At 43.8% G+C, this 25,983-nt stretch carries 24 protein-coding genes; 18 read left to right on the top strand and 6 right to left on the bottom strand.

Annotated elements, in window-relative coordinates:
* Positions 1-113 precede the first annotated feature (113 nt).
* On the top strand, positions 114-593 hold the full coding sequence (locus AC3CH3_RS22785) for a YeeE/YedE family protein (RefSeq protein ID WP_019822733.1): 480 nt from the start codon (positions 114-116) through the stop codon (positions 591-593).
* Positions 593-1,024 carry a DUF6691 family protein gene (locus AC3CH3_RS22780; protein ID WP_488538532.1) on the top strand — a complete coding sequence of 144 codons (432 nt, stop codon included), beginning with the start codon at positions 593-595 and terminating at the stop codon, positions 1,022-1,024. Before AC3CH3_RS22785 ends, AC3CH3_RS22780 begins: the two co-directional genes overlap by 1 nt.
* Before the next feature lie 125 nt (positions 1,025-1,149).
* Here the strand turns inward: AC3CH3_RS22780 and AC3CH3_RS22775 are convergent, their stop codons facing one another.
* Entirely contained in the window at positions 1,150-2,028 is an 879-nt protein-coding gene (locus AC3CH3_RS22775) for an endonuclease/exonuclease/phosphatase family protein (protein ID WP_488538531.1), read from the bottom strand.
* Positions 2,029-2,331: 303 nt separating this feature from the next.
* On the opposite strand from AC3CH3_RS22775, the gene nrdD reads away from it, so the two are divergent.
* Together nrdD and nrdG are read left to right on the top strand one after the other, a co-directional pair.
* Positions 2,332-4,452 carry an anaerobic ribonucleoside-triphosphate reductase gene (nrdD, locus tag AC3CH3_RS22770; RefSeq protein WP_488538530.1) on the top strand — a complete coding sequence of 707 codons (2,121 nt, stop codon included), beginning with the start codon at positions 2,332-2,334 and terminating at the stop codon, positions 4,450-4,452.
* 174 nt (positions 4,453-4,626) lie between these two features.
* Positions 4,627-5,097 (top strand): anaerobic ribonucleoside-triphosphate reductase-activating protein, encoded by a 471-nt coding sequence (gene nrdG, locus AC3CH3_RS22765; protein WP_488538529.1) that lies wholly within the window; start codon positions 4,627-4,629, stop codon positions 5,095-5,097.
* 149 nt (positions 5,098-5,246) lie between these two features.
* Here the strand turns inward: nrdG and AC3CH3_RS22760 are convergent, their stop codons facing one another.
* Positions 5,247-6,674, bottom strand: a complete 1,428-nt coding sequence (locus tag AC3CH3_RS22760; RefSeq protein WP_488538528.1) for an MATE family efflux transporter — start codon at positions 6,672-6,674, stop codon at positions 5,247-5,249.
* A gap of 169 nt (positions 6,675-6,843) precedes the next feature.
* Here AC3CH3_RS22760 and AC3CH3_RS22755 point away from each other — a divergent pair, with 169 nt between their 5' ends.
* From AC3CH3_RS22755 to AC3CH3_RS22740, 4 genes are all read left to right on the top strand, one after another.
* Positions 6,844-7,680, top strand: a complete 837-nt coding sequence (locus AC3CH3_RS22755; RefSeq protein WP_488538527.1) for an AraC family transcriptional regulator — start codon at positions 6,844-6,846, stop codon at positions 7,678-7,680.
* A gap of 211 nt (positions 7,681-7,891) precedes the next feature.
* Positions 7,892-9,076, top strand: coding sequence for an amino acid aminotransferase (locus AC3CH3_RS22750; protein WP_488538526.1), 1,185 nt, complete (start codon positions 7,892-7,894; stop codon positions 9,074-9,076).
* An 11-nt stretch (positions 9,077-9,087) separates the two neighbouring features.
* Positions 9,088-9,774 carry an ATP-dependent zinc protease family protein gene (locus AC3CH3_RS22745; protein WP_488538525.1) on the top strand — a complete coding sequence of 229 codons (687 nt, stop codon included), beginning with the start codon at positions 9,088-9,090 and terminating at the stop codon, positions 9,772-9,774.
* Between the two features lie 326 nt (positions 9,775-10,100).
* A complete protein-coding gene (locus tag AC3CH3_RS22740) occupies positions 10,101-11,708 on the top strand; it encodes an ABC-F family ATPase (protein WP_488538524.1) in 1,608 nt (535 codons plus the stop codon).
* Positions 11,709-11,845: 137 nt separating this feature from the next.
* On the opposite strand, the gene AC3CH3_RS22735 is transcribed toward AC3CH3_RS22740, so the two are convergent.
* The gene (locus tag AC3CH3_RS22735) at positions 11,846-12,370 is read right to left on the bottom strand and encodes a hypothetical protein (RefSeq protein ID WP_019822713.1); all 525 of its coding nucleotides are present in this window, start codon (positions 12,368-12,370) and stop codon (positions 11,846-11,848) included.
* Positions 12,371-12,468: 98 nt separating this feature from the next.
* On the bottom strand, positions 12,469-12,858 hold the full coding sequence (locus AC3CH3_RS22730) for a YgiW/YdeI family stress tolerance OB fold protein (protein ID WP_488538523.1): 390 nt from the start codon (positions 12,856-12,858) through the stop codon (positions 12,469-12,471).
* A 294-nt stretch (positions 12,859-13,152) separates the two neighbouring features.
* Here AC3CH3_RS22730 and AC3CH3_RS22725 point away from each other — a divergent pair, with 294 nt between their 5' ends.
* Genes AC3CH3_RS22725 through modC form a run of 4 tightly spaced genes read left to right on the top strand, consistent with a single transcriptional unit; the run spans position 13,153 to position 17,236 of the window.
* A complete protein-coding gene (locus tag AC3CH3_RS22725; RefSeq protein ID WP_488538522.1) occupies positions 13,153-14,619 on the top strand; it encodes a cobyric acid synthase in 1,467 nt (488 codons plus the stop codon).
* 56 nt (positions 14,620-14,675) lie between these two features.
* A complete protein-coding gene (modA, locus tag AC3CH3_RS22720) occupies positions 14,676-15,434 on the top strand; it encodes a molybdate ABC transporter substrate-binding protein (RefSeq protein WP_019822705.1) in 759 nt (252 codons plus the stop codon).
* Positions 15,435-16,133 (top strand): molybdate ABC transporter permease subunit, encoded by a 699-nt coding sequence (gene modB, locus AC3CH3_RS22715; RefSeq protein WP_019822703.1) that lies wholly within the window; start codon positions 15,435-15,437, stop codon positions 16,131-16,133.
* Positions 16,130-17,236, top strand: a complete 1,107-nt coding sequence (gene modC, locus AC3CH3_RS22710) for a molybdenum ABC transporter ATP-binding protein ModC (RefSeq protein ID WP_488538521.1) — start codon at positions 16,130-16,132, stop codon at positions 17,234-17,236. The genes modB and modC overlap by 4 nt, the downstream gene beginning before the upstream one ends.
* A 324-nt stretch (positions 17,237-17,560) precedes the next feature.
* On the opposite strand, the gene AC3CH3_RS22705 is transcribed toward modC, so the two are convergent.
* Positions 17,561-17,998 (bottom strand): DUF3069 domain-containing protein, encoded by a 438-nt coding sequence (locus AC3CH3_RS22705; protein WP_488538520.1) that lies wholly within the window; start codon positions 17,996-17,998, stop codon positions 17,561-17,563.
* 131 nt (positions 17,999-18,129) lie between these two features.
* Here AC3CH3_RS22705 and AC3CH3_RS22700 point away from each other — a divergent pair, with 131 nt between their 5' ends.
* Together AC3CH3_RS22700 and AC3CH3_RS22695 are read left to right on the top strand one after the other, a co-directional pair.
* Positions 18,130-19,101 carry a GGDEF domain-containing response regulator gene (locus AC3CH3_RS22700; RefSeq protein WP_488538519.1) on the top strand — a complete coding sequence of 324 codons (972 nt, stop codon included), beginning with the start codon at positions 18,130-18,132 and terminating at the stop codon, positions 19,099-19,101.
* Positions 19,102-19,178: 77 nt separating this feature from the next.
* A complete protein-coding gene (locus AC3CH3_RS22695) occupies positions 19,179-20,210 on the top strand; it encodes a Solitary outer membrane autotransporter beta-barrel domain (RefSeq protein ID WP_237298138.1) in 1,032 nt (343 codons plus the stop codon).
* Between the two features lie 32 nt (positions 20,211-20,242).
* On the opposite strand, the gene AC3CH3_RS22690 is transcribed toward AC3CH3_RS22695, so the two are convergent.
* On the bottom strand, positions 20,243-21,484 hold the full coding sequence (locus tag AC3CH3_RS22690; RefSeq protein ID WP_488538518.1) for a GGDEF domain-containing protein: 1,242 nt from the start codon (positions 21,482-21,484) through the stop codon (positions 20,243-20,245).
* 394 nt (positions 21,485-21,878) lie between these two features.
* On the opposite strand from AC3CH3_RS22690, the gene AC3CH3_RS22685 reads away from it, so the two are divergent.
* From AC3CH3_RS22685 to pntB, 4 genes are all read left to right on the top strand, one after another.
* Positions 21,879-22,247, top strand: a complete 369-nt coding sequence (locus AC3CH3_RS22685) for a late competence development ComFB family protein (protein ID WP_017060104.1) — start codon at positions 21,879-21,881, stop codon at positions 22,245-22,247.
* Positions 22,248-22,286: 39 nt separating this feature from the next.
* A complete protein-coding gene (locus tag AC3CH3_RS22680) occupies positions 22,287-22,568 on the top strand; it encodes an HlyU family transcriptional regulator (RefSeq protein ID WP_004731023.1) in 282 nt (93 codons plus the stop codon).
* Between the two features lie 300 nt (positions 22,569-22,868).
* The gene (gene pntA / locus AC3CH3_RS22675; RefSeq protein ID WP_019822691.1) at positions 22,869-24,416 is read left to right on the top strand and encodes a Re/Si-specific NAD(P)(+) transhydrogenase subunit alpha; all 1,548 of its coding nucleotides are present in this window, start codon (positions 22,869-22,871) and stop codon (positions 24,414-24,416) included.
* Between the two features lie 10 nt (positions 24,417-24,426).
* Positions 24,427-25,824 (top strand): Re/Si-specific NAD(P)(+) transhydrogenase subunit beta, encoded by a 1,398-nt coding sequence (gene pntB, locus AC3CH3_RS22670; protein ID WP_019822689.1) that lies wholly within the window; start codon positions 24,427-24,429, stop codon positions 25,822-25,824.
* The last annotated feature ends 159 nt before the right edge of the window (positions 25,825-25,983 follow it).

Below are 25,983 nucleotides of genomic sequence, written 5' to 3'. Positions count from 1 at the left end.
TTTGCAAACCGAAACATAGCGCGTTACATTAGCATTGACTAATTTATATTTATTAGTAAACTCTAATTTAAATAGTGGTGAGTTAGATTTGAGTTTGTGGATAGGAGAGGTCAGTGATTAGTTTTATACCTTGGGATGCATTTTTTGGTGGCATGCTGCTAGGCGCGTCGGCAATTGTTCTGATGTTGGGCATCGGGCGAGTTGCGGGAATCAGCGGAATCGTTAGTCGCTTATTGCCATCTAGAAAGAATAAAAGCTTAGAATCAGGATCTGAATCCAGCTCGGACTTCCGCATTGAGAAAACCGAGAAACATTGGCGACTTGCTTTTGTTGTCGGAATGGTTGTGAGCGGTTGGTTGTTGATTCCAACTGGCTATCAACTTCCTCAGTTAGAAGAAATCAACTTTGCAGTGGTTATCATAGCCGGCCTTTTGGTGGGCTTCGGCACTAAGGTTGCAAATGGCTGTACGAGCGGCCATGGCATTGTGGGAATGGCACGTTTGTCTAAACGTTCAATTGTCGCGACTTGTGTGTTTATGGGTGTGGCAATGGCAACTGTGTTGGTTAAGAATCTGATTGGTTTGGGGGCGTAATGAAAAACTCTTCGTTTACTATCGTTATTGGCTTGCTCGCAGGTCTTCTTTTCGGCTCTGGCATGACCATTTCAGGCATGGTTGATCCGAACAAAGTACTTGGCTTTTTAGACATTACTGGCGACTGGGATATCAGCTTGGCATTCGTGATGGGTGGAGCGTTATTGGTGTTCGCACCGTTTTATCATCTGGTCATTAAAAAGCGCGCTCAAGCCATCAATGGCGAGCCGTTAGATAGCCATAACAATCCGCTAATCGACAGAAAGCTGATTCTAGGTTCAACTGCCTTTGGTTTAGGTTGGGGGATTGCAGGCTTTTGCCCGGGCCCTGCAGTAACCAGCCTTAGTGGCGGTAACCCAACGGTATGGCTGTTCGTCTTAAGCATGCTGGTGGGAATGTGGCTGGCGGGACGTACGAATAAAACCTGCTAGCAGTGTGGATATTGCTTATCCGATAGGCTGATATGACCATTTGAGAGGTTGACTCGCTTTAAGTAAAAAGCCAGTCAGCCTCTTTCCGTATCTACTATTTTCGATTATCTGAGGATATCTGAAACTTATTTGTTGATCGTCGTTGAAACTGGGCAATGGTCGCTAAGTTTGTAATCAAGCACATCCTGCGTTTCAAATACCTTCTGCTTTGCAGGAGAAGCATTTAGCGACTTACTCACTACAATATGATCAATCACAGAGCGGAACTGGTGCGTGCGATGGTTATTGCGGTTAGATCGCACCTTACAATCTGCTCGAGTTTTTCTTGTTGCCAACTGGGCATCGGTATTTTGCGTTATATCTTTCCACATCCAATCTCTTGAGTAGGATAGGTTATGGTTGAAGTCGCCTAGTATCGCGTAATCCTGACCGTTTCTTTCTCTTTGTTGAATCCACTTATTAAGTTGTTGTGCTTGGTCTTTAAGTCTTGAACAATCGCGGTTCGACTTGTAAGCGCCGCTGCAGCCCGCTTTTAAATGTACCGATAGCATATGAATGGGTTTAGTCTCTGTTTCTATAACGATATAGCTGGCAAACCTAAGCTTGCTGTTAGAACTCGATTCCAGAGGAAAGTCAGCGTAGTCGGTGAGGGTTACTTCTTTACGAACCGCAAACCCAGTGTATTGGTTCACTTCTTTGAACTGGCGGTTACTGTTTTCTGGTAATGCTCGGTCAGACATCAATATCTTGTATTGATCACTAGCCACACGCTGAATGGCATTTACGTCGTCGACTTCTTGAAAGGCGACCACATCCGCATTTAAGGATTGAAAGTATTCTTCAAGTTTGTCGAAATCAGCTTGATCACGTTGGGCTGAAAACTTATTCACAGCCTCGTTGGTTGATAACCATTCGATATTCCAACTGGATATGGTCAAAGGTTCAGCAAATGTCTGGCTACTGAGTAAGCAAGCTAACATTATCCAGTTTTGAAGTCGTTTCATCCCAAATATCCCTAATTTTGTCGTCCAATTTAGTTGAGCCGTTATCCTACAACACTTACCAAAAATTCAACTCTTTTTAGTAATTTTTTTATTGTTACATTGTTTCTTTTCGACTTGAGAACTAGCGTAATAATATTGAATTGATCTTAGTCAGCGTGAGAGTTTTATTGATCCAAATCAATACTCAAAGTTGGTGGTTCTCGTTAAATACGCCACAATATCTAGTGTTAGTTAAACGATAAATCGCTCTATATAGTGTGTTTGTGGATAAGTCTGTGAATACCTCAAGAGTAAGGAGAAGTGGTGAAATCAATCGTAATCAAGCGTGATGGCTCAAGAGCTCCATTCAGTAGAGATCGCATCCAAGCTGCAGTGGAAGCAGCGTCAGACAAAGCCGATAAGGAAATTGCTATTTATGCACTGAATGTGGCATTAGCAGTTGAGTTGAAGCTCGAAGACTACGATGAAGTTCATATCTCTGAAATTCAAACCATGGTCGAGAACGAGCTAATGCAGGGACCATACAAGTCTCTAGCTCGTGCCTACATTGAATATCGTCATGACCGCGACATCGCCCGTGAGAAGCAAAGCGCTTTAACTCGTGAGATCGAAGGTTTGATCGAAGAAAGCAATGTTGATCTGATCAATGAGAATGCCAACAAAGACGGTAAAGTTATCCCAACTCAGCGTGACTTGCTGGCGGGTATCGTGGCTAAACACTATGCAAAAACTCACATTTTGCCGCGTGACATCGTACAAGCTCACGAGTGTGGTGACATTCACTACCACGATCTAGATTACGCACCGTTCTTCCCAATGTTTAACTGTATGCTTATCGACTTGAAAGGCATGTTAACGCATGGCTTCAAGATGGGTAACGCGGAAATCGACACACCTAAGTCGATTTCTACGGCAACAGCGGTAACTGCGCAAATCATCGCGCAAGTGGCGAGCCACATTTACGGCGGCACAACGATTAACCGTATCGACGAGGTTCTAGAACCTTACGTGATGGCGAGTTACGAAAAGCACTTATCGCTAGCGAAAGAGTGGGACATTCATAGCCCAGAAGCTTTTGCTATCTCTCGTACCGAGAAAGAGTGTTACGACGCGTTCCAATCTTTGGAATACGAAGTAAACACGCTACACACGGCTAACGGTCAAACACCATTCGTTACGTTTGGTTTTGGTCTAGGCGAAAGCTGGGGTTCAAAACTTATCCAGCAATCTATCTTGAAGAACCGCATCGCAGGTTTGGGTAAGAACCGCAAAACAGCGGTATTCCCTAAACTGGTGTTTGCAATCAAAGATGGTTTGAACCACCAGAAGCAAGATCCAAACTACGACATCAAGCAATTAGCGCTTGAGTGTGCGTCTAAGCGTATGTACCCAGACATTCTTAACTACGACAAAGTAGTAGAAGTGACAGGGTCATTTAAAACGCCTATGGGTTGCCGTAGCTTCTTGAATACTTACGAAGAAAACGGTGAGTTGATTCACGAAGGCCGTAACAACTTAGGTGTTGTTAGCTTGAACTTGCCACGTATCGCGATTAACGCGAAGCAAGATATGGTTAAGTTCTACGAACTGCTTGACGAAAAACTGAAGCTGGCTCGTCGCGCTCTAGAAACTCGTATTTCTCGTCTAGAAAACGTGAAAGCGCGTGTTGCCCCAATTCTATACATGGAAGGTGCGTGTGGCGTTCGCTTGAAAGCAGACGACTCTATTGCCGATATCTTCAAGAACGGCCGCGCGTCTGTTTCTCTTGGTTACATTGGTATCCACGAAGCGATGACAGCACTTTACGGTACTGACGTTCACTTGTACGACGATGGCGAAATGCGTGCTAAAGCGCTTGAGCTGGTGGAGTACATGAAACGTGAAGTGGAATCTTGGACTAAAGAGACAGGTTACGCATTCAGCCTATACGGCACACCAAGTGAAAACCTATGTAGCCGTTTCTGTAGCATCGACACCAAAGAATTTGGTGTGATTGATGGCGTAACAGACCGTGGTTACTATACAAACAGCTTCCACTTAGATGTGCAGAAGACAGTGAACCCATACGACAAGATCGATTTCGAGATGCCTTATCCTGAAATCTCTAGCGGTGGTTTCATCTGTTACGGCGAATTCCCGAATATGCAGAAGAACATCGAAGCACTGGAAAACGTATGGGACTATAGCTACAAACGTGTTCCTTACTACGGCACCAATACGCCGATTGATGAGTGTTACGAGTGTGGATACAACGGTGAGTTTGACTGTACAAGTAAGGGCTTTACGTGTCCTAAGTGTGGCAACCACGACTCAACCAAAGTGTCGGTGACGCGCCGTGTTTGTGGTTACCTTGGTAGCCCAGATGCACGACCTTTTAACTTCGGTAAGCAAGAAGAAGTTAAACGCCGCGTGAAGCATCTTTAACCTAACGAAGGATCTTAGTTAAGGTCTGCGATCTTTAGCTAGTTAACTTAGAAGATCTACGTTTCAAGAAATAAGATTGGTATCGGCGCTATGTCGGTACCAATTCTTTCGTTTCAGTTGTTACAGCATTTCGCTTCAAACTATTAAGCAATAACGAGTTTTCAATACTGCCTTATGAATTATCACCAATATCACCCAATCGACGTTGTAAATGGCCCTGGAACACGCTGCACTTTGTTTGTGTCGGGTTGTGTACACCAATGTCGCGGGTGTTATAACCAATCAACGCAAAGGTTGGACTCTGGGCATTTGTTTACTCAAGAACTGCAAGACCATATTATTGCTGATCTCAATGATCCGCGAATCAAGCGTCGTGGTTTGTCGCTTTCTGGTGGTGATCCTCTGCATCCTGCAAACGTATCTGAAGTGTTTAAGTTGGTTCAGCGTGTGAAAGCAGAATGTGAAGGTAAAGACATCTGGATGTGGACTGGCTATGAACTCAGCGAACTCGATGAAAAGCAGAAGCAAGTGCTTGAATACGTTGATACCTTAATTGACGGTCGCTTTGAGCAAGACAAAGCAGATCCAATGTTGGATTGGCGTGGTAGTTCAAACCAAATCATTCATCGATTTACTGACTTATAAGCGTGTTCTGATTTAGTACTTTCGTAAACAGAAACAGAAACAGAAACAGAAAAAAGGGCATCATCGTTAGCGCAATGCTACGAATCAGCCCTTGGGTGTGAGTTCTTTTGAATCGATCGCCTGTACGTCTATGTCAGTTTGGCGCTTGCTTAAATAGGAATGTGCTCAGGCTCGTCGATTAGGTTGTTTATCCATTTCTTAGATTGAATCCTATGACTGGTCAGAACTATTTTGGCTAGCTCTTCCAGCAGCACAATCATTAAAACCCATTCTAGCGGCCAACCCAACACCAGCGCAGTAAAGTAGGCAAGGGGAATACCGATTGCCCATTGGCCAAACAGGTCGATGAAGATGCTGTAGTTGATGTCTCCACCACTTTTCAGCACGCCACCAATACCAACCATATTGAAGACTCTTAGTATCATGCCGAGTGCCATGACTAAGGTGACGTTAACGGCCGTGTCTTTAAGCTCTAAGTGAGTAAGACCGATCATGTATACGATCGCTGGTTTAGCAAACCAGCAAAATAAGGCTAGTAAAGCCGCGAGCCCACAACTGACCAAGACATAACCCCAAGCAGTATTCTCAACACGTTGATAGTTCTTCGCGCCGATCTCGTTACCTAAAATGATCGAAGCCGCGACTGCAAACCCCATGAACGCCGAGATCAAGATGCTTTCGACAGGCGATAACAGTGAAATGATCGCAAGCTCGCCAACACCCATCTGACCAACAATAACGTTATAAATCAGAATGCCACCCGCCCAAGCCGTGTCATGAATCAACATCGGAATCGCTATCTTGAAATACTTCTTTCTATGCTTAGGCAATATTGCATCGCGCCAATTGCTTAGTGTTGGGAATAGGTGGGCGTAGTGTTTCTTTGCCATAACAAGCAGGGCTATCGTTTGAAAGAATCGAGACACCGTAGTACCGATCGCCGCGCCAACCACACCTAACTCTGGGAAGCCGAATAATCCGAAGATCAGAAATGCATTGAGAATCGCATTGATGATGATCGCCCAGATGCTGATCTTGGTAGGTAGCTTGGCTTCGCCGACCGATCGCAGTGCGCTTTCTAGTGGCACTACGATAGCCGTACCAATAAGGCTGGCTCCTGTTATCCAAAGGTAATCCGTTGCCAATCGGACGTAATCAGGGTCTGAGGCCACTACAGACACCACTGATTCAGGAACCAATGTATAGATGAACACAAAGGGGATGATGGCAAAGATCGACAATGCCCATGATTGCGCTAATGTGCGTCTAATTCCGTTGAAATCACCTGCGCCAAAACATTGCGAAGCTAGCACGCTCACAGCTCCGCTAATGCCGGATACCATGATCAAGTTGAAGAAGAAGATGCGGTTGCCAACGCCAACAGCGGCGGTTGCAGAATCACCCAGTTGGTTAACCATAAAAATATCGACTACGCCAAGTAATGAAAACAACATGGTTTGTAGCGATACAGGCAAACCGATGTGTAAAAGCTTTTGCCAAAAATCTTTGTCTAGATGACGATATGTCGAGCGCATCGCATTTCCCCTGTGGTTAATATGCGAGAAGTTTATCGGCATTTGTTTTGCCTGTATTGTTCAGGTTCATCACAAACTTTTGCCAAACTATCTATTTTTAAAAGCTGTCTATTTTTCAAAACGATCTGTTTTAAAAATCATCTACTTCAAAATTATCGAATGACTAATGTGGCGATTTAATTGAAGACAAACCTAATGAGCGACCAGTGAAATGAGTGAGAAACACGAAAGGTATGAGATCTCTGATCTGACACACCAAGAGTTTGTCGATCAAAGCCATGTATTGGCATTCGAAGAATTGGGTATCGTTCAGTGTGGGACGGCGTCGTGCCGAGATTTCTTTTCTGTCCATCGGAAGAATCCACAGAAACACATGCTGCTATACACGGTTAGGGGCAAAGGGTGGTTAGAAAGTGGGGCGTGTCGCTATATTCTAGAGCCAGGGTCATGCATTATAGTTCCTGCGGGCACAGAAAATGGCTTTGGGATTGAAGAAGAGACATGGCAAATCGCATGGATCTTTCTCTCGCCCGATAAACAATGGGACAAAGTGGTGAGTGATGAAGTGAGTTACACGTTGTCTCCGGCCGCAGAAGTCGTCTCGTCGTGCATTTACACTCTATTGAGAAGCATTGCCTTACCCATCAATTTGGGGGGAGCGATCGCCAATCACAGTGTCGCTCAAATAGAGTACATGATTAATGCCCCAGTCCCGCAGCAGCAATCACGTAATTTAATTCGTTTAAGACGCGTGTTCGACAACGTACAAAAGCAGCTCCATAAAGAGTGGAATGTTCACGAGCTTGCGAGCTTGTTCCCGTGCTCAGAGCCGCATTTCCATCGTTTGTGCCAGCGCTATTATTCACACAGCCCAATGACTCATATCATGCGCATGAGAATGGAATACGCAGCACGTTTATTGAAATCGAGTGACTGGTCGATTCAACACATCGGCGAGATTGTGGGTTATCCGAATGCGGCTAACTTTAGTACTCGATTTAAAGTTTGGTCGGGAATGACACCAAGGCAATTCAAACAAGACATTTAGCCGAAAATCAACAAGGTACTTTTTAAACAAGCTACTGATCTTTTGATTAAGCATTAAAATTGTTCGAAATTTGCGCTGTTTCGTGACGTAAAATGACCAATCTCTGATTACTTATTTTAACTAAGCGCTTCTATTAAAAAATGTTTCTGATTTGTCTACGATAATGTTAACGTGAAACTCATTACTTGAATTTCAAAGGGTTGTGACTTTCATGTTTTCACATCTACCAAAACCAACTTTAGATCCAATTCTATCTCTTTCTGTTGCTTACCGCGGCGATACTCGTACTGATAAAGTCGACTTAGGCATTGGCGTTTACAAAAACGACCAAGGCGAAACACCGATCATGAAAGCCGTTTCTAAGGCTCAAGATATCGTTGTTGAAACACAGAAGACTAAAGCGTACGTTGGCCTAGCAGGCTGTGAAGAGTTTAATCAGAGCATGGTTGCTCTGCTGCTTAAAGGGACTTCTGCAATGGATCGAGTTGCTGCGATTCAAACACCGGGTGCAAGTGGTGCACTTCGCATGTTGGGTGACTTAATGAAAGTCTCTCAACCAGACACCACGGTTTGGATTTCAAACCCAAGCTACGTTAACCACAAGCCGGTGATGGAAGCGGCTGGCTTAAAAGTTCGATACTACAATTACTTCAGTCCTGAAACGAAGCAAGTTGATACTGCTAAAATGTTGGATGACCTTTCAAAAGCGGGTCCATCAGACGTGGTATTACTGCACGGTTGCTGCCATAACCCAACGGGTGCGGATATCGACTTTGAAGCGTGGCAGGAAATCACCAAATTATCGCAGAAGAATGGTTTCTTGCCGTTCGTTGATATCGCCTACCAAGGCTTTGGTGATGGCCTAGAAGAAGATGCTAAAGGTCTTCAACACATGGCTAACAATGTCGAAGAGATGTTAATTACAACATCTTGTTCGAAGAACTTCGGTTTATACCGTGAAAGAACGGGTGCCGCTATCGTGATTGGCAAGAACAGCGAACACGTTGGTAATGCTAAAGGTAAGCTTCTTACACTAGCTCGTTCAACTTACACTATGCCGCCAGATCATGGTGCCGCTTTGGTTAAAACAATTCTTCAGAATCAAGAGCTAACATCGATTTGGAAGCAAGAATTGAGTGAAATGCAGCAACGTTTGTTAAATCTGCGCCAAAGTTTATGTGATGAATTGCGAAATACTTATAACACGTCACAATTTGACTTCATTGAAAGCCATAAAGGCATGTTTAGTGTACTAGGCTTTAAAGAAACTCAAATGAATCAATTACGTGAAGAATATGGAGTCTATGGTGTTGGTGATGGACGCATCAATATCGCAGGCCTTTCCGAATCTCATATTCCTTATGTAGCAAAAGCGATAGCCAACGTTTCAAAATAGAAGGTGACTGAATGTATAACTGGAAAGCGATTGTAGTTTTAATGCTAAGTGGTGGCCTGTTTGCTTGTTCGGCTACAACTCAAGCTCCTGTTGAGCCAGAGCAAAAGCCTCAAGTAGAACAACCTGTTGTTGATGACTCTTCGAAGACTGACGCAACTGAAGGCGAGAAAGTAACCGAACCTACGGAAAAGCCTGAAGAAGTAAAATCGACAGAGCCAGAAGCGAAACCAAAGCCTGAAGAAAAGCCAGCTCCAAAGCCGACTAAAACAAGCGATGGCAAACTGATTCTTGGTGAAGAAGAGTGGGTGTTTGTTCCTGGCTTGAAAGAAGCGTTTAAAGCACGTGTAGATACAGGTGCAACAACATCTTCAATCAGTGCGGTTGATATTGTTGATTTTGAACGTGACGGCAAAGACTGGGTTAAGTTCAAAATCGAACACGACGGCATCACAACGGAAGAGATCAGCTTACCGGTAGAGCGTTGGGTTAAGATCAAGCAGTCGAGCGCGGAAGGTACACAGCGACGTGCTGTGGTTGTCGCTTCAATTCAAATAGGTGACCTGAAAGACAAGACTGAGTTTACTCTAGCGGACCGAACGCATCTTTCTTTCCCACTTCTGTTGGGTAGAAGCTTCTTTAGAGATGTTGCGGTAGTGGATGTAAGCCAAAAATACGTTCAAAAGAAAATTACTAAATAACAAGTTCTGCTCGTCATCAAAGCTTTTCGTTTTGAAGAGCTATGGTTTCAAAAGTGACGAGCTTAAAAGACTTTTAGTGTTGATACAATGAGATCCCTTCTAGTTCTGCTGGAGGGGATTTTTCTATTTACACCCCAATAACGTATGAAAAGCATCTAAATGGTCTATGTTTACGATTCGTTTACTGTTTAGCCTCGACAACGTGATCGAGATCTCTATATAATCCGCGCTTCGATTTTTGTTTAATCCATACTTTCGTACTTCTTATTTAGGTTCTTGAAATAGCCTAATAATTATCTGTCAGTACACGCTTAGGAATTAGTTCTTTGATATCTACCGCGAACATCACAATGCAATTTGGCGCAGAGCCGCTGTTTGAAAACATCTCTGCTAAATTTGGTAACGGCAACCGTTATGGTTTGATCGGCGCTAATGGTTGCGGAAAATCAACGTTCATGAAAATCCTAAGTGGCGCATTAACGCCAAGCTCGGGCAACGTTTCTATCACTCCAGGAGAAAAACTGGGTGTGCTAAGCCAAGATCAGTTCGCTTTCGAACAGTACAGCGTTATCGACGTTGTGATCATGGGCGACAGAAAACTTTGGGAAGTAAAACAAGAACGTGACCGCATTTACTCTTTACCAGAAATGAGCGAAGACGACGGCATGAAAGTCGCAGAACTTGAAAGTGAATTCGCGGAAATGGATGGCTACACAGCAGAAAGCCGTGCTGGCGACATCCTAATTCAAGCGGGTATTGAAGAAGAGTTCCATTTCGGCTTGATGCAGCAAGTTGCTCCTGGTTGGAAACTGCGTGTGCTATTGGCACAAGCTTTGTTTGCAAACCCAGATATCCTGCTTCTTGATGAACCAACCAACAACTTGGACATCCACACGATCAACTGGCTTGCTGAAGAGCTAAACCAGCGTAAATGTACAATGATCATCATTTCGCACGATAGACACTTCCTGAATTCTGTGTGTACGCACATGGCCGATATCGACTACGGTGAGCTCCGTGTTTACCCTGGTAACTACGAGTACTTCCTAGAAGCATCTGGCTTGATTCGTGAACAGCTTCTAGCAAGCAACGCTAAGAAAGCGGCTGAAATCAGCGAGCTTCAAGATTTCGTAAACCGTTTTGGTGCTAACGCATCTAAAGCAAAACAAGCAAGCTCTCGCGCTAAGAAAATGGACAAAATCACGCTTGATGAAGTGAAATCATCGAGCCGTATGAGCCCATCTATTGATTTTGGCGAAGGTAAGAAACTACACCGTCAAGCGCTTGAACTTCAAGACCTTGGTCACGGCTTCGATGGTGAAACATTGTTTGCTGGTGGTAACATGCTACTTGAAGCAGGTACTCGTCTTGCGGTTATCGGTGAGAACGGTGTGGGTAAAACCACGCTGCTACGTTGCCTAGTTCAAGAGCTAGAACAAAATGAAGGTATCGTTAAATGGTCAGAAAACGCATCGGTAGGTTACTGTCCACAAGATAGTACGTCTGACTTTGATAACGACCTGAGCATCTTCGATTGGATCTCACAATGGCGCACAGTGAAGCACGATGACCTGATGGTACGTGGCATTCTAGGCCGTTTATTGTTTACTGCTGATGATGCAAACAAGAAAGCGCGTAACTGTTCTGGTGGTGAAAAGAACCGTCTGTTATTCGGCAAGCTAATGATGCAAGACATCAACGTGCTTGTAATGGACGAACCAACTAACCACATGGACATGGAGGCAATCCAAGCCCTTAACGACGCGTTGAAGGTTTACACGGGCACGCTGATCTTCGTAAGCCATGACCGTGAGTTCGTTTCTTCACTGGCAACACACATCATCGATGTAAAAGATCAACAGCTAGTGAGCTTCCAAGGTACTTATGAAGAGTACTTAGATCATCAGAAAAAGATGCTGATGGTTAATTTATAAAGCAAGTCGCTGGCTCAGGTCGTGAACGACTAAAAGCCAGCGAAACTAACAAACAAAAAAGCCCCGAACATTAATATGTTCGGGGCTTTTCTATGTAATACGTATAGCTATTTATTACTCAGTAATTGAAATCTAGATTAGAATCCGAATCGAGCCGACATTAAGATTTGGTGGCCATATGTGCCGTTATTGCGCATATCAAGACCAACAGACAGTTGATCAGTTGAATGGAAACGAGCACCGATACCCACAATTGAACGAGTGTCATCGTTGTCGATCAGTTGACCAAGGCGTGCGTTAACTTCAACGTTTGCCATTAACCACGCTCTCAAACCGATGTTGATTTCAGTCTTGATGTGATTGTCGTCATTACGTTCAATGTTGTGTAATAGCATTTGACCCGTAACGTCAGCAAATTGACTAATTGGGCCGTTGAACCCCATACCTACCGCTGCATCCCAGTCACTTTCAAACTCTGAATCGATACGAGCAACAAAGTGAGAGTTCTGAGTGAACATTGTTGTGACTTCACCACCGAAAGTACTTGGGCTAGTACCCATGCGCAGCTCGAATGTGTTGTAGTTAAAGTTGTTTGCAGACGCAGAGAATGAACACAGTGCAGCGAGTCCTAAAAGGACAGTCTTATTCGTGCAACCTAGCATGGTGACTCCATATAAATTGTATTTTTCGGCAGTATAATACAAAAAAGCCTGCAATATGCAGGCCAATTATTTGAAGTCAGTATTTTTATATTAATCGCTTATAGAACCTGGATGTGGTCCACTTCGATTTCCGGTGTATTGCCGCCTTCATATTCGCCGAAGATACGAACTTTTGTATCAGCGGTCAGTGGTTGTGCTAGGCGGATATCATCATCCAGTTCGATTTGAATTTCACTCTGGCCATCAGAGAAGACAAACGTGTCATTCTTTAGTTGACGAACAATCTTGCCATCCACAATTGCTTCTTGCTCTGCGAACATGCTTGTGTCGGCAAGTAGTGTCGCAACAGAAACGGTTTCAATCGGTCCAGTATAAGCAATAGCGCTTTCGTGCTTGCTGTTGAGATTATTATTGTTGTGGTCACTAGCCATTGCGAAAGTAGGAGTAAGGATAATAGTAGATGCGATAGCTAATACAGTTTTTTTCATGGTGAATCCCTTAATGTTGTTTTTAGTAGAAACGTTTTTCTGAATTTGAAACGTTTCTTTTCGTTAGTACGTTTTTTGTTGAAGCGCCTGTTATCGTTCACAAGCTTCGTTTCGATGGAGCTATTAAACAACACTGGGGTTGAATCCAGAGTGAGTAACGCATTCATTTTCCATTCATTTTATTGAGCATCTACTCGGCAATGACGTTAAGATGGAGGCAGAGAGAGATTGCCCAAAGCTATAAATTGAAAATTAAGAAATTAAGAAATTAAGAAATTAAGGATTTAAGTAAAAATGCGAGCACCATTAAGTGCCCTTATGGTTCAAGGGACAACGTCAGATGCCGGAAAAAGTGTTTTGGTGGCAGGTTTATGCCGTGTTTTGGCAAGGAAAGGAGTCAAAGTGGCACCTTTCAAACCACAGAATATGGCCTTAAACAGTGCTGTGACAAAAGATGGTGGCGAAATTGGTCGCGCTCAAGCAGTTCAGGCGCAAGCTTGTAATATAGAGCCAACCGTTCACATGAACCCTGTATTGCTAAAGCCTAATTCAGATACCGGCGCGCAAGTGATTCTGCAAGGCCGAGCGCTGAGTAACATGGAAGCGATGGGATATCATGATTACAAGAAAGTTGCGATGGATACGGTTATCGATTCGTTTGACCGACTTTCTGAAGAATATGAAAGCGTGATGATTGAGGGTGCGGGTAGCCCAGCCGAAATCAATCTTCGCGAAAATGATATCGCTAACATGGGATTTGCAGAGACAGCGGACATCCCAGTGATCATCGTTGCTGATATTGACCGTGGTGGCGTTTTTGCGCATCTCTACGGCACATTAGCTCTATTGTCTGAATCCGAACAAGCTCGTGTAAAAGGCTTTGTGATAAATCGTTTTAGAGGCGATATCGCACTTCTTCAATCTGGCCTAGATTGGTTAGAGGAGAAAACCGGCAAGCCAGTTATTGGTGTTTTGCCATATCTGCATGGTTTTAACTTAGAAGCGGAAGATGCCATTACCTCTGCTCAAGAGTCTGACGGAGAAGCTAAGCTTAAGGTGGTGGTGCCAGTGCTAACCCGAATCAGCAACCATACAGACTTTGACGCGTTAAGACTGAATCCTTCGATTGATTTACGTTATGTCGGTAAAGGTGAACGTGTAAACAACGCTGATTTAATTATCTTGCCGGGTACAAAGTCGGTAAGAGCAGATTTGGATTACCTAAAACAACAAGGCTGGGATAAAGATATTCAACGCCACCTGCGCTTAGGCGGCAAAGTAATGGGTATCTGCGGCGGCTATCAAATGTTAGGTAACATTATTCACGATCCTGATGGCGTTGAAGGGGAACCCGGCAGCAGCGAAGGGTTAGGATATCTGAATACTGAAACGACCCTTACACAGAAGAAAACCTTAACCAACGTACGCGGCACTATGACGCTGGATGGCAAAACAGCACAAGTAAAAGGGTATGAAATCCACGTAGGCAAGACTGATGTCAAAGAAACAGTCTTACCGGTTCAGTTAGAATCTCGCAGCCTAGATGGCGCTGTGAATCAAGATAACTCGATTTTTGGTACTTACGTGCATGGCGTATTCGACAACAGTGATGCGTTATCGCTGATTTGCGAATGGGCAGGAGCCAGCGATATGACCGCGATTGACCACGAACAGCTTAAAGAGCTGGGTATTAATCGAATCGCTGATGCCATCGAAGAGTACTTAAATCTTGACCTGCTTTGGCCAGAATTAACCGTTTAAGCCGCCAATTAGAAGTTAACTAAAGAACCTAAACGAACAATAGATAAGTGATAACAATGATAAAGCGAGTCTTCCTTTTAACCATGGCCTTAACTTCGGCATTGAGTTCTAGTCATCTTTTTGCTGCCGAAAAGCTACGAGTTTACGCTGCATCGTCGATGACTAATGCGGTTAATCTGTTGGTTGAAGAGTTTGAGAAAGACCATTCTGTCGATGTGATTCCTGTGTACGCGAGTACGTCGTCTTTGGTACGACAAATCGAAAGAGGAGCACCAGCAGACATTTTTATCTCGGCAAATGAAAAATGGATGACGCATTTAGTCGATCGCAAATTTGTTTCTAGTGACAATGTCACAAATCTTTGCGAAAACGAATTGGTACTGATTTCACCGAACGAGACATCGGTAACATTAGATCTATCAAAAGGTGAGCAATGGGCTGAACTGCTTACTAATGAAAGGCTTGCAGTGGGTAACACCATGTCGGTTCCTGCTGGTATCTATGCAAAAGAAGCGTTAGAAACGTTAGGTGTATGGGACGATGTGAAGACTCGATTAGCACCAAGTAACAATGTTCGTATGGCCTTAGCCTTAGTCGAGCGTAGTGAAGCTAAGCTTGGCATTGTCTACAAAACGGATGCGTTGCTTTCTAAAGAAGTAAACCTAGTGTCGGCCTTCCCATCAGATTTGCATACGCCAATACGTTACCCTGTAGCGAAATTGAGCGATAAAGTCGTTGCAGAAGAGTTCTATACTTTCCTAAAGAGCCAAAAAGCGAAAGACTCCTTGAACAGTTTTGGATTTGAAGTGCGTTAGATGATGTATTTATCGGAATACGAATACCAAGCCTTAATGCTGAGCTTAAAAGTCGCTGGATTTGCCATCTTATGGCTTATCCCAATCGGCATTGGTTTAGCATGGCTACTTGCTAAGAAGCAATTTGTAGGCAAGAGCATTGTAGAGAGCATTGTCCATTTACCCTTGGTACTTCCACCTGTGGTCATCGGCTATTTACTGTTAGTGATGATGGGCAGGCAAGGCATCATCGGCTCGTGGCTTAATGACGTGTTTGGTATTGTGTTCAGCTTTAGCTGGAAGGGCGCAGCACTCGCTTGTGTGGTTGTGGCGCTGCCATTGATGGTTCGCTCTATTAGATTGAGCCTAGAAACCGTAGACAGTAAACTTGAAGAGGCTGCTGCTACATTAGGCGCTTCACCTCTTCGTGTGTTTTTCACGATCACTTTACCCTTGATGATCCCAGGGATCATTACCGGCACCATGCTTTCATTCGCAAGAAGCCTAGGGGAGTTTGGCGCGACCATCAGCTTCGTTTCAAATATTCCCGGAGAAACTCAAACCATTCCATTGGCTATGTATACCTTTATTGAAACCCCTGGTGCGGAAATGGAAGCGGCGCGTTTGTGTGTCATTTCTATTGTGATAGCGCTGGGTTCATTGATGCTTTCTGAGTGGCTTAACAAAAAGTCGGCACAACGCTTGGGAGGCAATGCATGAGTGCTTTGATCCTTCAGTATCAGCAACAACTTGGTGAAACCTTCTTTGATATCGATTTGGAATTACCAAGTAGCGGCATTACGGCAATCTTCGGTCGTTCTGGTGCGGGTAAAACCTCACTTATCAATGCGATCAGTGGCCTTAAACAGCCCGATAAAGGTTTGATCAGCGTATCTGGCACCACACTGTTCGATAGTCAAAATGGCATTAATTTGCCGACTCACAAACGCAACGTCGGTTATGTGTTCCAAGAGTCGCGATTGTTCCCACACATGAAGGTGACGGCGAACCTTAAATACGGCATGAAAAGCGTCGATAAAGCGCATTTTGACCAAATTGTCTCGTTGTTATCTTTGGGTTTGTTACTTGATCGTTATCCAGCTCGCTTATCTGGCGGAGAGAAGCAGCGTGTGGCCATTGGCCGTGCACTGTTATCTAAGCCAAGCATTCTGTTGATGGATGAGCCTTTAGCGTCTCTTGACTTGCCTCGTAAGCGCGAAGTGATGCCATTTCTGGAAAACTTATCCGAAACCGTCCAAATACCGATCATCTATGTCACTCATAGCCTCAATGAAATTTTACGCTTGGCAAATCACCTTGTGATTATTGACCAAGGCAAAGTGATTTCGTCGGGTGTGACGGAAGAGGTTTGGGCATCGAGAGCCATGCAACCTTGGCAATCTTTCTCAGAGCAAAGCTCGTTGTTTGAAGCGACATTAGCGGAACACAATGACGATTATGCGCTGTCTCGCCTGATGCTAGGAAAGTCGACGTCGTTATGGGTTCAGAAAGTATCGAGTGAGCTTGGTACGACAGTGAGGCTGCAAGTTAGGGCAAATGATGTCTCTATCACGCTAGAACAGCCGAAAGGAACTTCGATACGTAACATCCTTCCTGTCACCATTAAAAGCGTAGAGACGCACCAACAAGGCACAAATAAGCAGAGTGTCGCTGTCGAGCTAGAGTTAGAGTCTGGATGCTATCTATGGGCAACCATTACATTGTGGGCGCTGGATGAGTTGAATCTAGAAATCGGGCAGCGTGTTTACGCTCAAATTAAAGGTGTGAGTGTCGCTCAAAGAGATATTGCGGTAACGCATTAAACCTGACAAGGTCAGCTTTTCGATATTGTCGCGATACTGCCGGTTCTAGGTTCTGAAAATACGATCTTGATTCCATGAATGGATACATGCGTCATTTTTATACGGTATAACTGCCAGTTTTGAGCCACACTATATGAGTGTTAATGCTTTTTATTTGTCGAATTATACAAACATTAGCAACAAGAAAATACAGACGTAACGATCGACGAACAGCAAGACGTACAGAAAATAGCGGATATAAAAAAGCCGCGTGTTTAATGCAACATGCGGCTTAATCTTAAGTATTACTGTTAGCGCTCTGCCTAGATTTAGGCGATTAGCGACTTACTTAGTAAAAACTTCTTTGAAATCACGTTTCAAGATTGCATCACGACGAGCTTTCTTGATTTGTTTAACCATGTCTTTTACACAGTTGTGTAGAACTTGGTCTAGCAGTTGAGCACGGTACTCTTCTTTTTCTTCGTCAGTCATGTCTTCTGGAAGTTTAAGAGTAGGGAACTCTTCCATCACGTTAACACCAGCGAAAGCTTGACTAACTGAGATTAGAGCGTGGAACTGTTCGAAGTTGTCTAAAACATTTTGTGCGCTTGCTGGAAGGCTGTCCCAAGCTTCGCGTACTGCTTCTTCAGACACTTCGTGAATAGAAGTAACCATAAAGTGCATCTCTTTTGGCACGCCATCAAATTCGATAACTTGACGAAGTTCTGGTGAGATGGTGGTTAAATCGATTTCTTGTTGTACGTTGTTTGTAGCGTCTGACATAGTATTTCTCTTTAAAAAGAAACAATGCTAAAAAGATCTGTAAAAAAGTCAATATAATATAGAGATTAGGGCATGATTTAAGCCCAAATTTGAGCTACTTTGAATATTCAACACTAGATAAAGGTGATGTGATGATAGAAAAGGGATCTTCGATGCGTATATTGCTGGTTGATGATGTTCAACTAGATAGGATGCAACTTGCTATCCGACTCAAGCAACTGGGTCATATTGTGGAAGCTGTTGGTAGCGGAAAAGAAGCCCTGAACGTTTATTCTGAGTTTGATCCTGAACTTGTGTTACTTGATATCAGTATGCCAGAGATGGATGGTTTTGAGGTGGCTAACGAGGTTCGTAGGCAATTTCCAGAATGGGTTCCGATCATCTTTCTAAGTGGCCACGAAGAACCTGAGATGATCGCGAAAGCGATTGACGCTGGTGGTGATGATTACCTGATCAAACCGGTAAACAAAGTTGTTTTAAATTCTAAGTTGATTGCGATGCAGCGTATCGCGCACATGAGACGAGAGCTAAAACAAAGCACAGCCAAACTCGAAGAACTGAACATCCTTCTGCAGCAACAAGCCAATGAAGATGGCTTGACCAAATTGAACAACCGTCGATATATGGACACTAAGCTTGAAGAGAGCATTGCGTGGCATGGAAGGCGTAATATACCCATGACAGTTATATTGCTAGATGTAGACTTCTTTAAGCCTTACAACGATAATTACGGTCATATTCAAGGGGATAAGTGCTTGCAAGGGCTTGCCGATACCTTGAAGCAGCTTTTTGTACGTGCGGGAGAGTTTGTCGGTCGCTACGGCGGTGAAGAGTTTGTTCTTATCCTAAGTGACACAGACAGCGATGCTGCTATGTTGCAGGCGACACGTATAAAAGAAGCGTTGCATGAAATGGATTACGCTCATGAGCACTCAACGGTATCTGATAGAGTGACAGTGTCACAAGGTGTACTATCATTTGTGCCTGATGGGGGAGAATCTATCGCCTCTATTTACGAAAAGGTCGATCAAGCGCTTTACCAAGCGAAACAAAGTGGCAGAAATACCTTCATACAACGCAACATTTTGGAGCTTGCTCGTTAGTTGGCGAGCTCTTTGAGATATTTGAATTTATACTTTACTGGCGTTTTAGCTAGGAAGTGCTTTAAGTGATAAGAGAAATGCCAGATTCAAAGTCATTTTATGTGACTAGCACATGTTGGACGCTTGCGGTTCCTCTACTTTTAACCGCAGCTCCTCTATTTTTAACTGCAGTGCCAACCACCGCTAATGCTAACTCCCTATCTGATCTCTTCCGTAAGGATCTAGAGCAGCGCTTTGCCACCAGTGTATTACTCAACGATAACGATGTTTTCACTTTTGGTATCAATAACTTCGATCCGAACAAAGTGCTGAGTTTGGACAATGACGACATTGGTTCGAACGATTCGGTGAGTCGTCGACAAAACATCACATCTCTCAGTCTTCCTTACACATTTGAGCTACCAAGTTACATAGAAGACAACCATCAAGAGGTAACGCTACGCCTGTCAGCGTTACGAATTGAGAATGATGTGGAATATGCGTCAACAATCAAAAGTGACTTTCAAAAAGAGTCAGTGATTTCTGGTTACGTGGCGTTTGCCAATGTGTCTCAACTCAACGAACACTGGAGTTTCAGCTCTGCAATTGGTAATCATATTTCTTATTATCGTAATGACTTTGAATATCGGTCTCCACTACTAGAACCTATTCAAGAACAGTTAGACGGGGTCTATTACAATACCGATGCATGGGCATACATAATTGAACCAAAGATCAAGCTGACCTTTGAAGACAAAAATGATTGGGGCAGATATAAACTCAGTACCAGTTGGCATTACTTTAATGGCTTCGGATGGGGCGAAGCCAATAACGGCGATATTGGTCATCCCGAAGGTTGGTATATCGCAAATGAAGCCAAGATTTTCTATGACTTAATACGCTGGGATAAGAACATTACTTCTATGTACTCCAGTATAAGAAGAATTGATATTGGTGGTGACACCGTGGCTTCTATGGGGACAACATCTTACTACGAGGGCAGCGTAGGTTGGTTGCTTAACCCAAACCTGTTTAATGACTGGGTTGATAATGTTGGAATTGGGTTTACGATCAATTACGGAAGTAGTCTGAAAGGAGGGAGCTTAGTTATCTTCTTCAACCAAGATTAATCTCCCTCTAGTCTCGTTATCGACACTTACGTTTAGCTATCAACACACAGCTTGTTTCGGCCGGTTTCTTTCGCTTTGTAGAGTGCCTTGTCAGCAAGCTTCAATACTTCTTCAGGATGCTTGGTGGTTGTGCTATCAGACAGCCCAATACTCACCGTCACGTTTACCACTTCCGATGGTTTTCCGTTCTGACCACGATTTTTGATACCCACTTCATGATCGTCGGGGCGCTCATGGCTATTCCGAATCGTCATGTCGTAGTTTTGAACTTCGGAAATCAGAGCTTGAAGGTGCTCTTTAACTTGTTCCGAATGTTTGCCTTTGAAGATAATCGTGAACTCTTCTCCACCATAGCGATAAGCTTTAGCGCCGCCTGTGGTTTCCCTCAGAATACGCGCCACCAGTTTTAACACATCGTCGCCAATGTCATGGCCGTAGGTGTCGTTGAATTGCTTAAAGTGATCGATATCGACCATCGCCATCGAATACTTACGCCCTAAGTGCTTCATATCGACTTCTAAGGCGTGTCGACCTGGAATGTTAGTCAGTTGGTCATTAAAGGCCATATCATGACTAGCAGACATCACATAGACGATGATCAACGTGCCTGACAACGAGAACATGGTGCTCGAGATGTACTGAACGTCGAAGAAGATGAACGCACAAGAAGAAAGCAGGATAGCGCTATAAACCACAACATCGATAGAGCGGTTATACACCAACACTAGAATGGCAGTAAGGCCAAGTAAGCAAAGGCTATACAACACCAAAACAAAAGGCAGTTTGGAGAAGTCTCTGACAATAAACAGAAGACCTTCACTCCATGATTCAAAACCGCCGGCATGGAAGTGAGAGACGATCAATTGTGCCCACACCATAAATAGAATGAGAACGATGGCGTAGAGCAGCATCGACTTTGAGTTTACGCCGTTATCAGGGAAGGCATAAACAAGTAAGCAAGTGACAGGTACTAATGCCGCAAGTAACGAGAGCTCTAATAGCGTTGTGCCATTATTGAGAGGCGTTTGTAAGCGAACTTGGATGATTAGATAAGCGACAAGCATGGTCACCGATACCATCGCCATTCGACCTTGTCTGAATGTGTGGCATAGCAGGACCGCAACGCTCAATAAAATGTAAGGGAGGTTGCTAGCAAACCCTAAATTTGAGTTCGTCACGAGAATGACGTTGTCCATACCAACGAGCAAAATTGTTAACAGGACTAAAGGGAAGCAAAATCGAAACATGCTCGACGTTACAAAAGATGATGCCATTTATGTGGTGAGCCTAACTATATTGATGATCTTATTATTTAATACTATGCGTAGGATACGGTTAAACAAGCGATTGCCAAGCTTTTTACCTAAATTAGAGCAAAAACATAGCCATAGGTCGCTATTGGTGCAATCATTTTTATATGTATTTGAGTTGCTATTAACCATAGAACGAACTACACAGTATATATGAGAAATTAATTAGTCGTTATAGATACTTAGAAAAATCTAGGTGGTTTGTACTCAATGGTTACATGATGACCAACAAGCGAGAACTGTAAATCTGTAATGAAGTTCGAGTAAGGTCTAGAACGGAATTAATGTAAGTTCTGGGATAAGGTTGTTGATTGATCAAAACTAGGTCATAAACAACCGCTACAAATGGAGGTGTGGTATGCAAATTAGTGTTGATGTACATAACTATATGGAAACTCTGGTAGGTCATGTTTTGGCTACCGAGGAATATGTGTCTAGTTATACCAATGAACAGTTGGCCGACCTCGCGTGCTTGGCTTTAGGTCAGCTAAAACCTATCTATATTCGTTTTGATATCGATTTTCTCTCAGCATTGCCAGAAGACAAATTGGTGCTCTATAAACGCAATAGCGAGATCGCGGTCAAAAATGCTGAAAGTATGATCATTGACGATCGAAGACGCGAACGTGACGACAATGTGCCCGTTATATTTAGTCAACACAATTTTGATGATGACGTAGAATTGCAATGGTACGAAAAGCCGTTGTTGAACCGTAAACAGTCATGATAGTTTAGGGTGAATACGGTCATTTAAGGAGTAAAAAACGTGGGATTCTTTTCTAGATTATTTGGTGGCAAAGAAAAAACCGAACAAAAAGTAGAGATTGAGCCAGTCGAATATAAAGGTTTCAATATCTATCAAGATGCCATTGCAGAATCTGGTCAATACCGTGTTGCTGGGCGAATCGAGAAAGAATTCGACGGTGAAATCAAAACTCACCGTTTTATTCGTTCAGATGTTGTTTCAAACAAACAAGATGCCGATGAATTGATGCTAAAAAAATCGCAGATGTTCATCGACCAAATGGGCGACAATATATTTAGCTAACCAAATAGGGTTAGAATTGATGTTGGTCATAATTTAGAGAGCTTTCAGTGTATATGCTGAAAGCTCTTTTTAGTTTTAGGGACAAAGAACAGCTAGTAAGTTGTTATTTAAAGGATTATTTGCAAGTGGTTTGACCTCTTCGTTCGAGACGGTCGTCATTTCTTCAAATGAAGCGCTCAAATTCCATCCAAATCGTTATAAGTAATAACTTTTCCTGTTCTTTGAACAAAACGCTTGAAGTATTAGTTGTCGTTAGATACAAACGAATAAGTCATTCGTGCCAATAGTCAAGGAATAGCTATGCAAATTGGTGTACCAAGAGAAACGCTCGCAGGTGAAACGCGAGTCGCTGCTTCGCCGAAATCGGTAGAACAGCTTCTAAAATTAGGATTTGAAGTTTGTGTTGAATCACAAGCAGGTGCGTTAGCAAGTTTTGAAGATGCAGCTTATGAACAAGCTGGAGCAAAAGTTGTCACCGCAGATGAAGCTTGGAAATCCGATATTATCTTTAAAGTTAACGCTCCGATCGTTGACGAGTCTAAAAATGAAATCGATCTTCTTAAAGATGGCGCAACATTGGTCAGCTTTATTTGGCCTGCTCAAAATCCAGAATTAATGGAACAATTGTCCAGTCGTAACATCAACGTGATGGCGATGGATTCTGTTCCACGAATTTCAAGAGCTCAGGCGTTAGATGCATTGAGTTCTATGGCAAACATCGCGGGTTATCGTGCTGTTGTTGAAGCGGCGCATGAGTTTGGTCGATTCTTCACGGGTCAGATTACGGCTGCGGGTAAAGTTCCACCAGCAAAAGTACTTGTTGCAGGTGCTGGTGTTGCTGGCCTAGCGGCAATTGGCGCTGCGGGTAGCTTAGGTGCGATCGTTCGTTCATTCGATGTTCGTCCTGAAGTTAAAGAACAAGTTGAGTCGATGGGTGCTGAATTCTTGGAAGTGGATTTCAAGGAAGATACCAGTGCTGGTGACGGCTACGCAAAAGAGATGTCTGAAGCATTCAATAAGAAAGCCGAAGAACTTTATGCAGCTCAAGCGAAAGACGTTGATATCATCATTACAACAGCGCTGATTCCAGGTCGCCCGGCTCCGAAGCTGATTACCAAAGAGATGGTAGACAGCATGAGTGCAGGTAGTGTGATTGTAGACCTTGCGGCAGCCAATGGCGGTAACTGTGAATACACGGTTGCGGATCAAGTCATTACAACGGCTAACGGCGTTAAGGTGGTTGGTTACACTGATATGGTTGGGCGACTGCCGACTCAATCATCTCAACTGTATGCAACGAACCTAGTTAACCTGCTGAAACTGCTTTGCAAAGAGAAAGATGGCAACATCAATATCGACTTTGAAGATGTTGTTCTGCGTGGTGTTACTGTCGTTAAAGAGGGCGAGGTCACTTGGCCAGCTCCACCAATTCAAGTTTCAGCTCAGCCACAACAAGCTAAGCCAAAAGCGGCCAAACCAGAGCCTAAAGTTGAAGAACCTGTTTCTCCAATTAAGAAAGCGGCGGGTATGGCGGTAGCTGTTGGTGCATTCGCTTGGGTAGCTTCGGTTGCTCCTGCTGCGTTCTTATCTCACTTTACCGTTTTTGTTCTCGCTTGTGTGGTGGGTTATTACGTAGTTTGGAATGTAAGTCATTCTCTGCATACGCCTTTGATGTCCGTGACTAACGCGATTTCAGGCATCATTGTAGTAGGTGCACTGTTACAAATCGGACAAGGAAGTGGCGTCGTCACGTTCTTATCATTTATTGCCGTATTAATTGCAAGTATCAATATCTTTGGTGGTTTTACCGTGACCAAACGTATGCTTGAAATGTTCCGTAAAGACTAAGGAGTAACAGATGTCTGAAGGATTAGTACAAGCAGCTTATATTGTTGCTGCTGTATTCTTTATTATGAGCTTGGCTGGGTTATCGAAACAGGAATCTGCGCGTGCAGGTAACTATTACGGTATTACTGGTATGGCAATTGCGTTGATCGCGACGATCTTTGGTCCTCACTCTGCAGGTATTGTATGGATCATCATTGCTATGGTGATCGGTGGTGGTATTGGTATCCACTACGCAAGAAAAGTAGAAATGACTGAAATGCCAGAGTTGGTGGCGATTCTGCACAGCTTCGTAGGTATGGCGGCGGTACTTGTAGGTTATAACAGCTACATCGATCCACCTGCTACTGTTTCTATCAACCCTGCAGATATTCATGCAGAGCACGTGATCCACCTAGTGGAAGTGTTCCTTGGCGTGTTTATCGGTGCGGTGACGTTCACGGGTTCTATTGTTGCGTTTGGTAAGCTTCGCGGCGTGATCTCTTCGTCTGCATTGAACATCCCTCATAAGCACAAGTGGAATCTAGCGGCTATTGTAGTTTCTACACTACTGATGATCATGTTCGTTAAAGCGGACGGCAGCATGTTCGCGCTAATGGTGATGACGCTTATCGCATTCGCATTCGGTTACCACTTAGTGGCATCGATTGGCGGCGCAGATATGCCAGTAGTTGTCTCTATGCTGAACTCGTACTCTGGTTGGGCAGCAGCCGCGGCAGGTTTCATGCTTGCAAACGATCTGCTTATCGTAACAGGTGCATTGGTTGGTTCGTCGGGTGCGATTCTGTCTTACATTATGTGTAAGGCGATGAACCGCTCTTTCATCAGCGTTATTGCTGGTGGATTCGGCCAAGAAGTGGTTGTGTCTGATGGCGATGAAGAGCAGGGTGAACACCGCGAAACATCAGCTGAAGATGTGGCTGATATGCTGAAAAACTCTAAGTCAGTAATCATCACTCCTGGATACGGCATGGCAGTAGCTCAAGCTCAATACCCAGTGCATGAAATCACTGAGAAGCTACGAGCGCAGGGCATTAATGTTCGATTTGGTATCCACCCAGTTGCAGGTAGGTTACCGGGTCACATGAATGTACTGCTTGCTGAAGCAAAAGTGCCTTACGATATCGTTCTGGAAATGGACGAAATCAACGATGACTTCGATGAGACAGATACTGTATTGGTAATTGGTGCGAATGACACCGTAAACCCCGCAGCACTTGAAGATCCAAACAGCCCAATTGCTGGTATGCCAGTACTTGAAGTTTGGAACGCTCAGAATGTTATCGTATTCAAGCGTTCGATGAACACAGGTTACGCCGGTGTGCAAAACCCACTGTTCTTCAAAGAGAACACGCAGATGCTGTTTGGCGATGCTAAAAAGAGTTGTCTAAGTATCTTAGAACATCTATAGAGAGCACCTCTAAACAATCTGTAACAACTCGATAAGGAGCTCATTTGAGCTCCTTTTTTATCTTACGAAAGCGACTCTATGTGTGATCTCAGTTGATACGAAGTTGACGAAGCCTGATGCAAAACTTGTCGCAATTGAGGTTGGGCTTGCCAATCAGCC

Source organism: Vibrio sp. QJM3NY_35 (assembly GCF_057785915.1).
The sequence above is the reverse complement of the archived record's forward strand: the minus strand, read 5'-3'. Positions and strand labels throughout refer to the sequence as shown.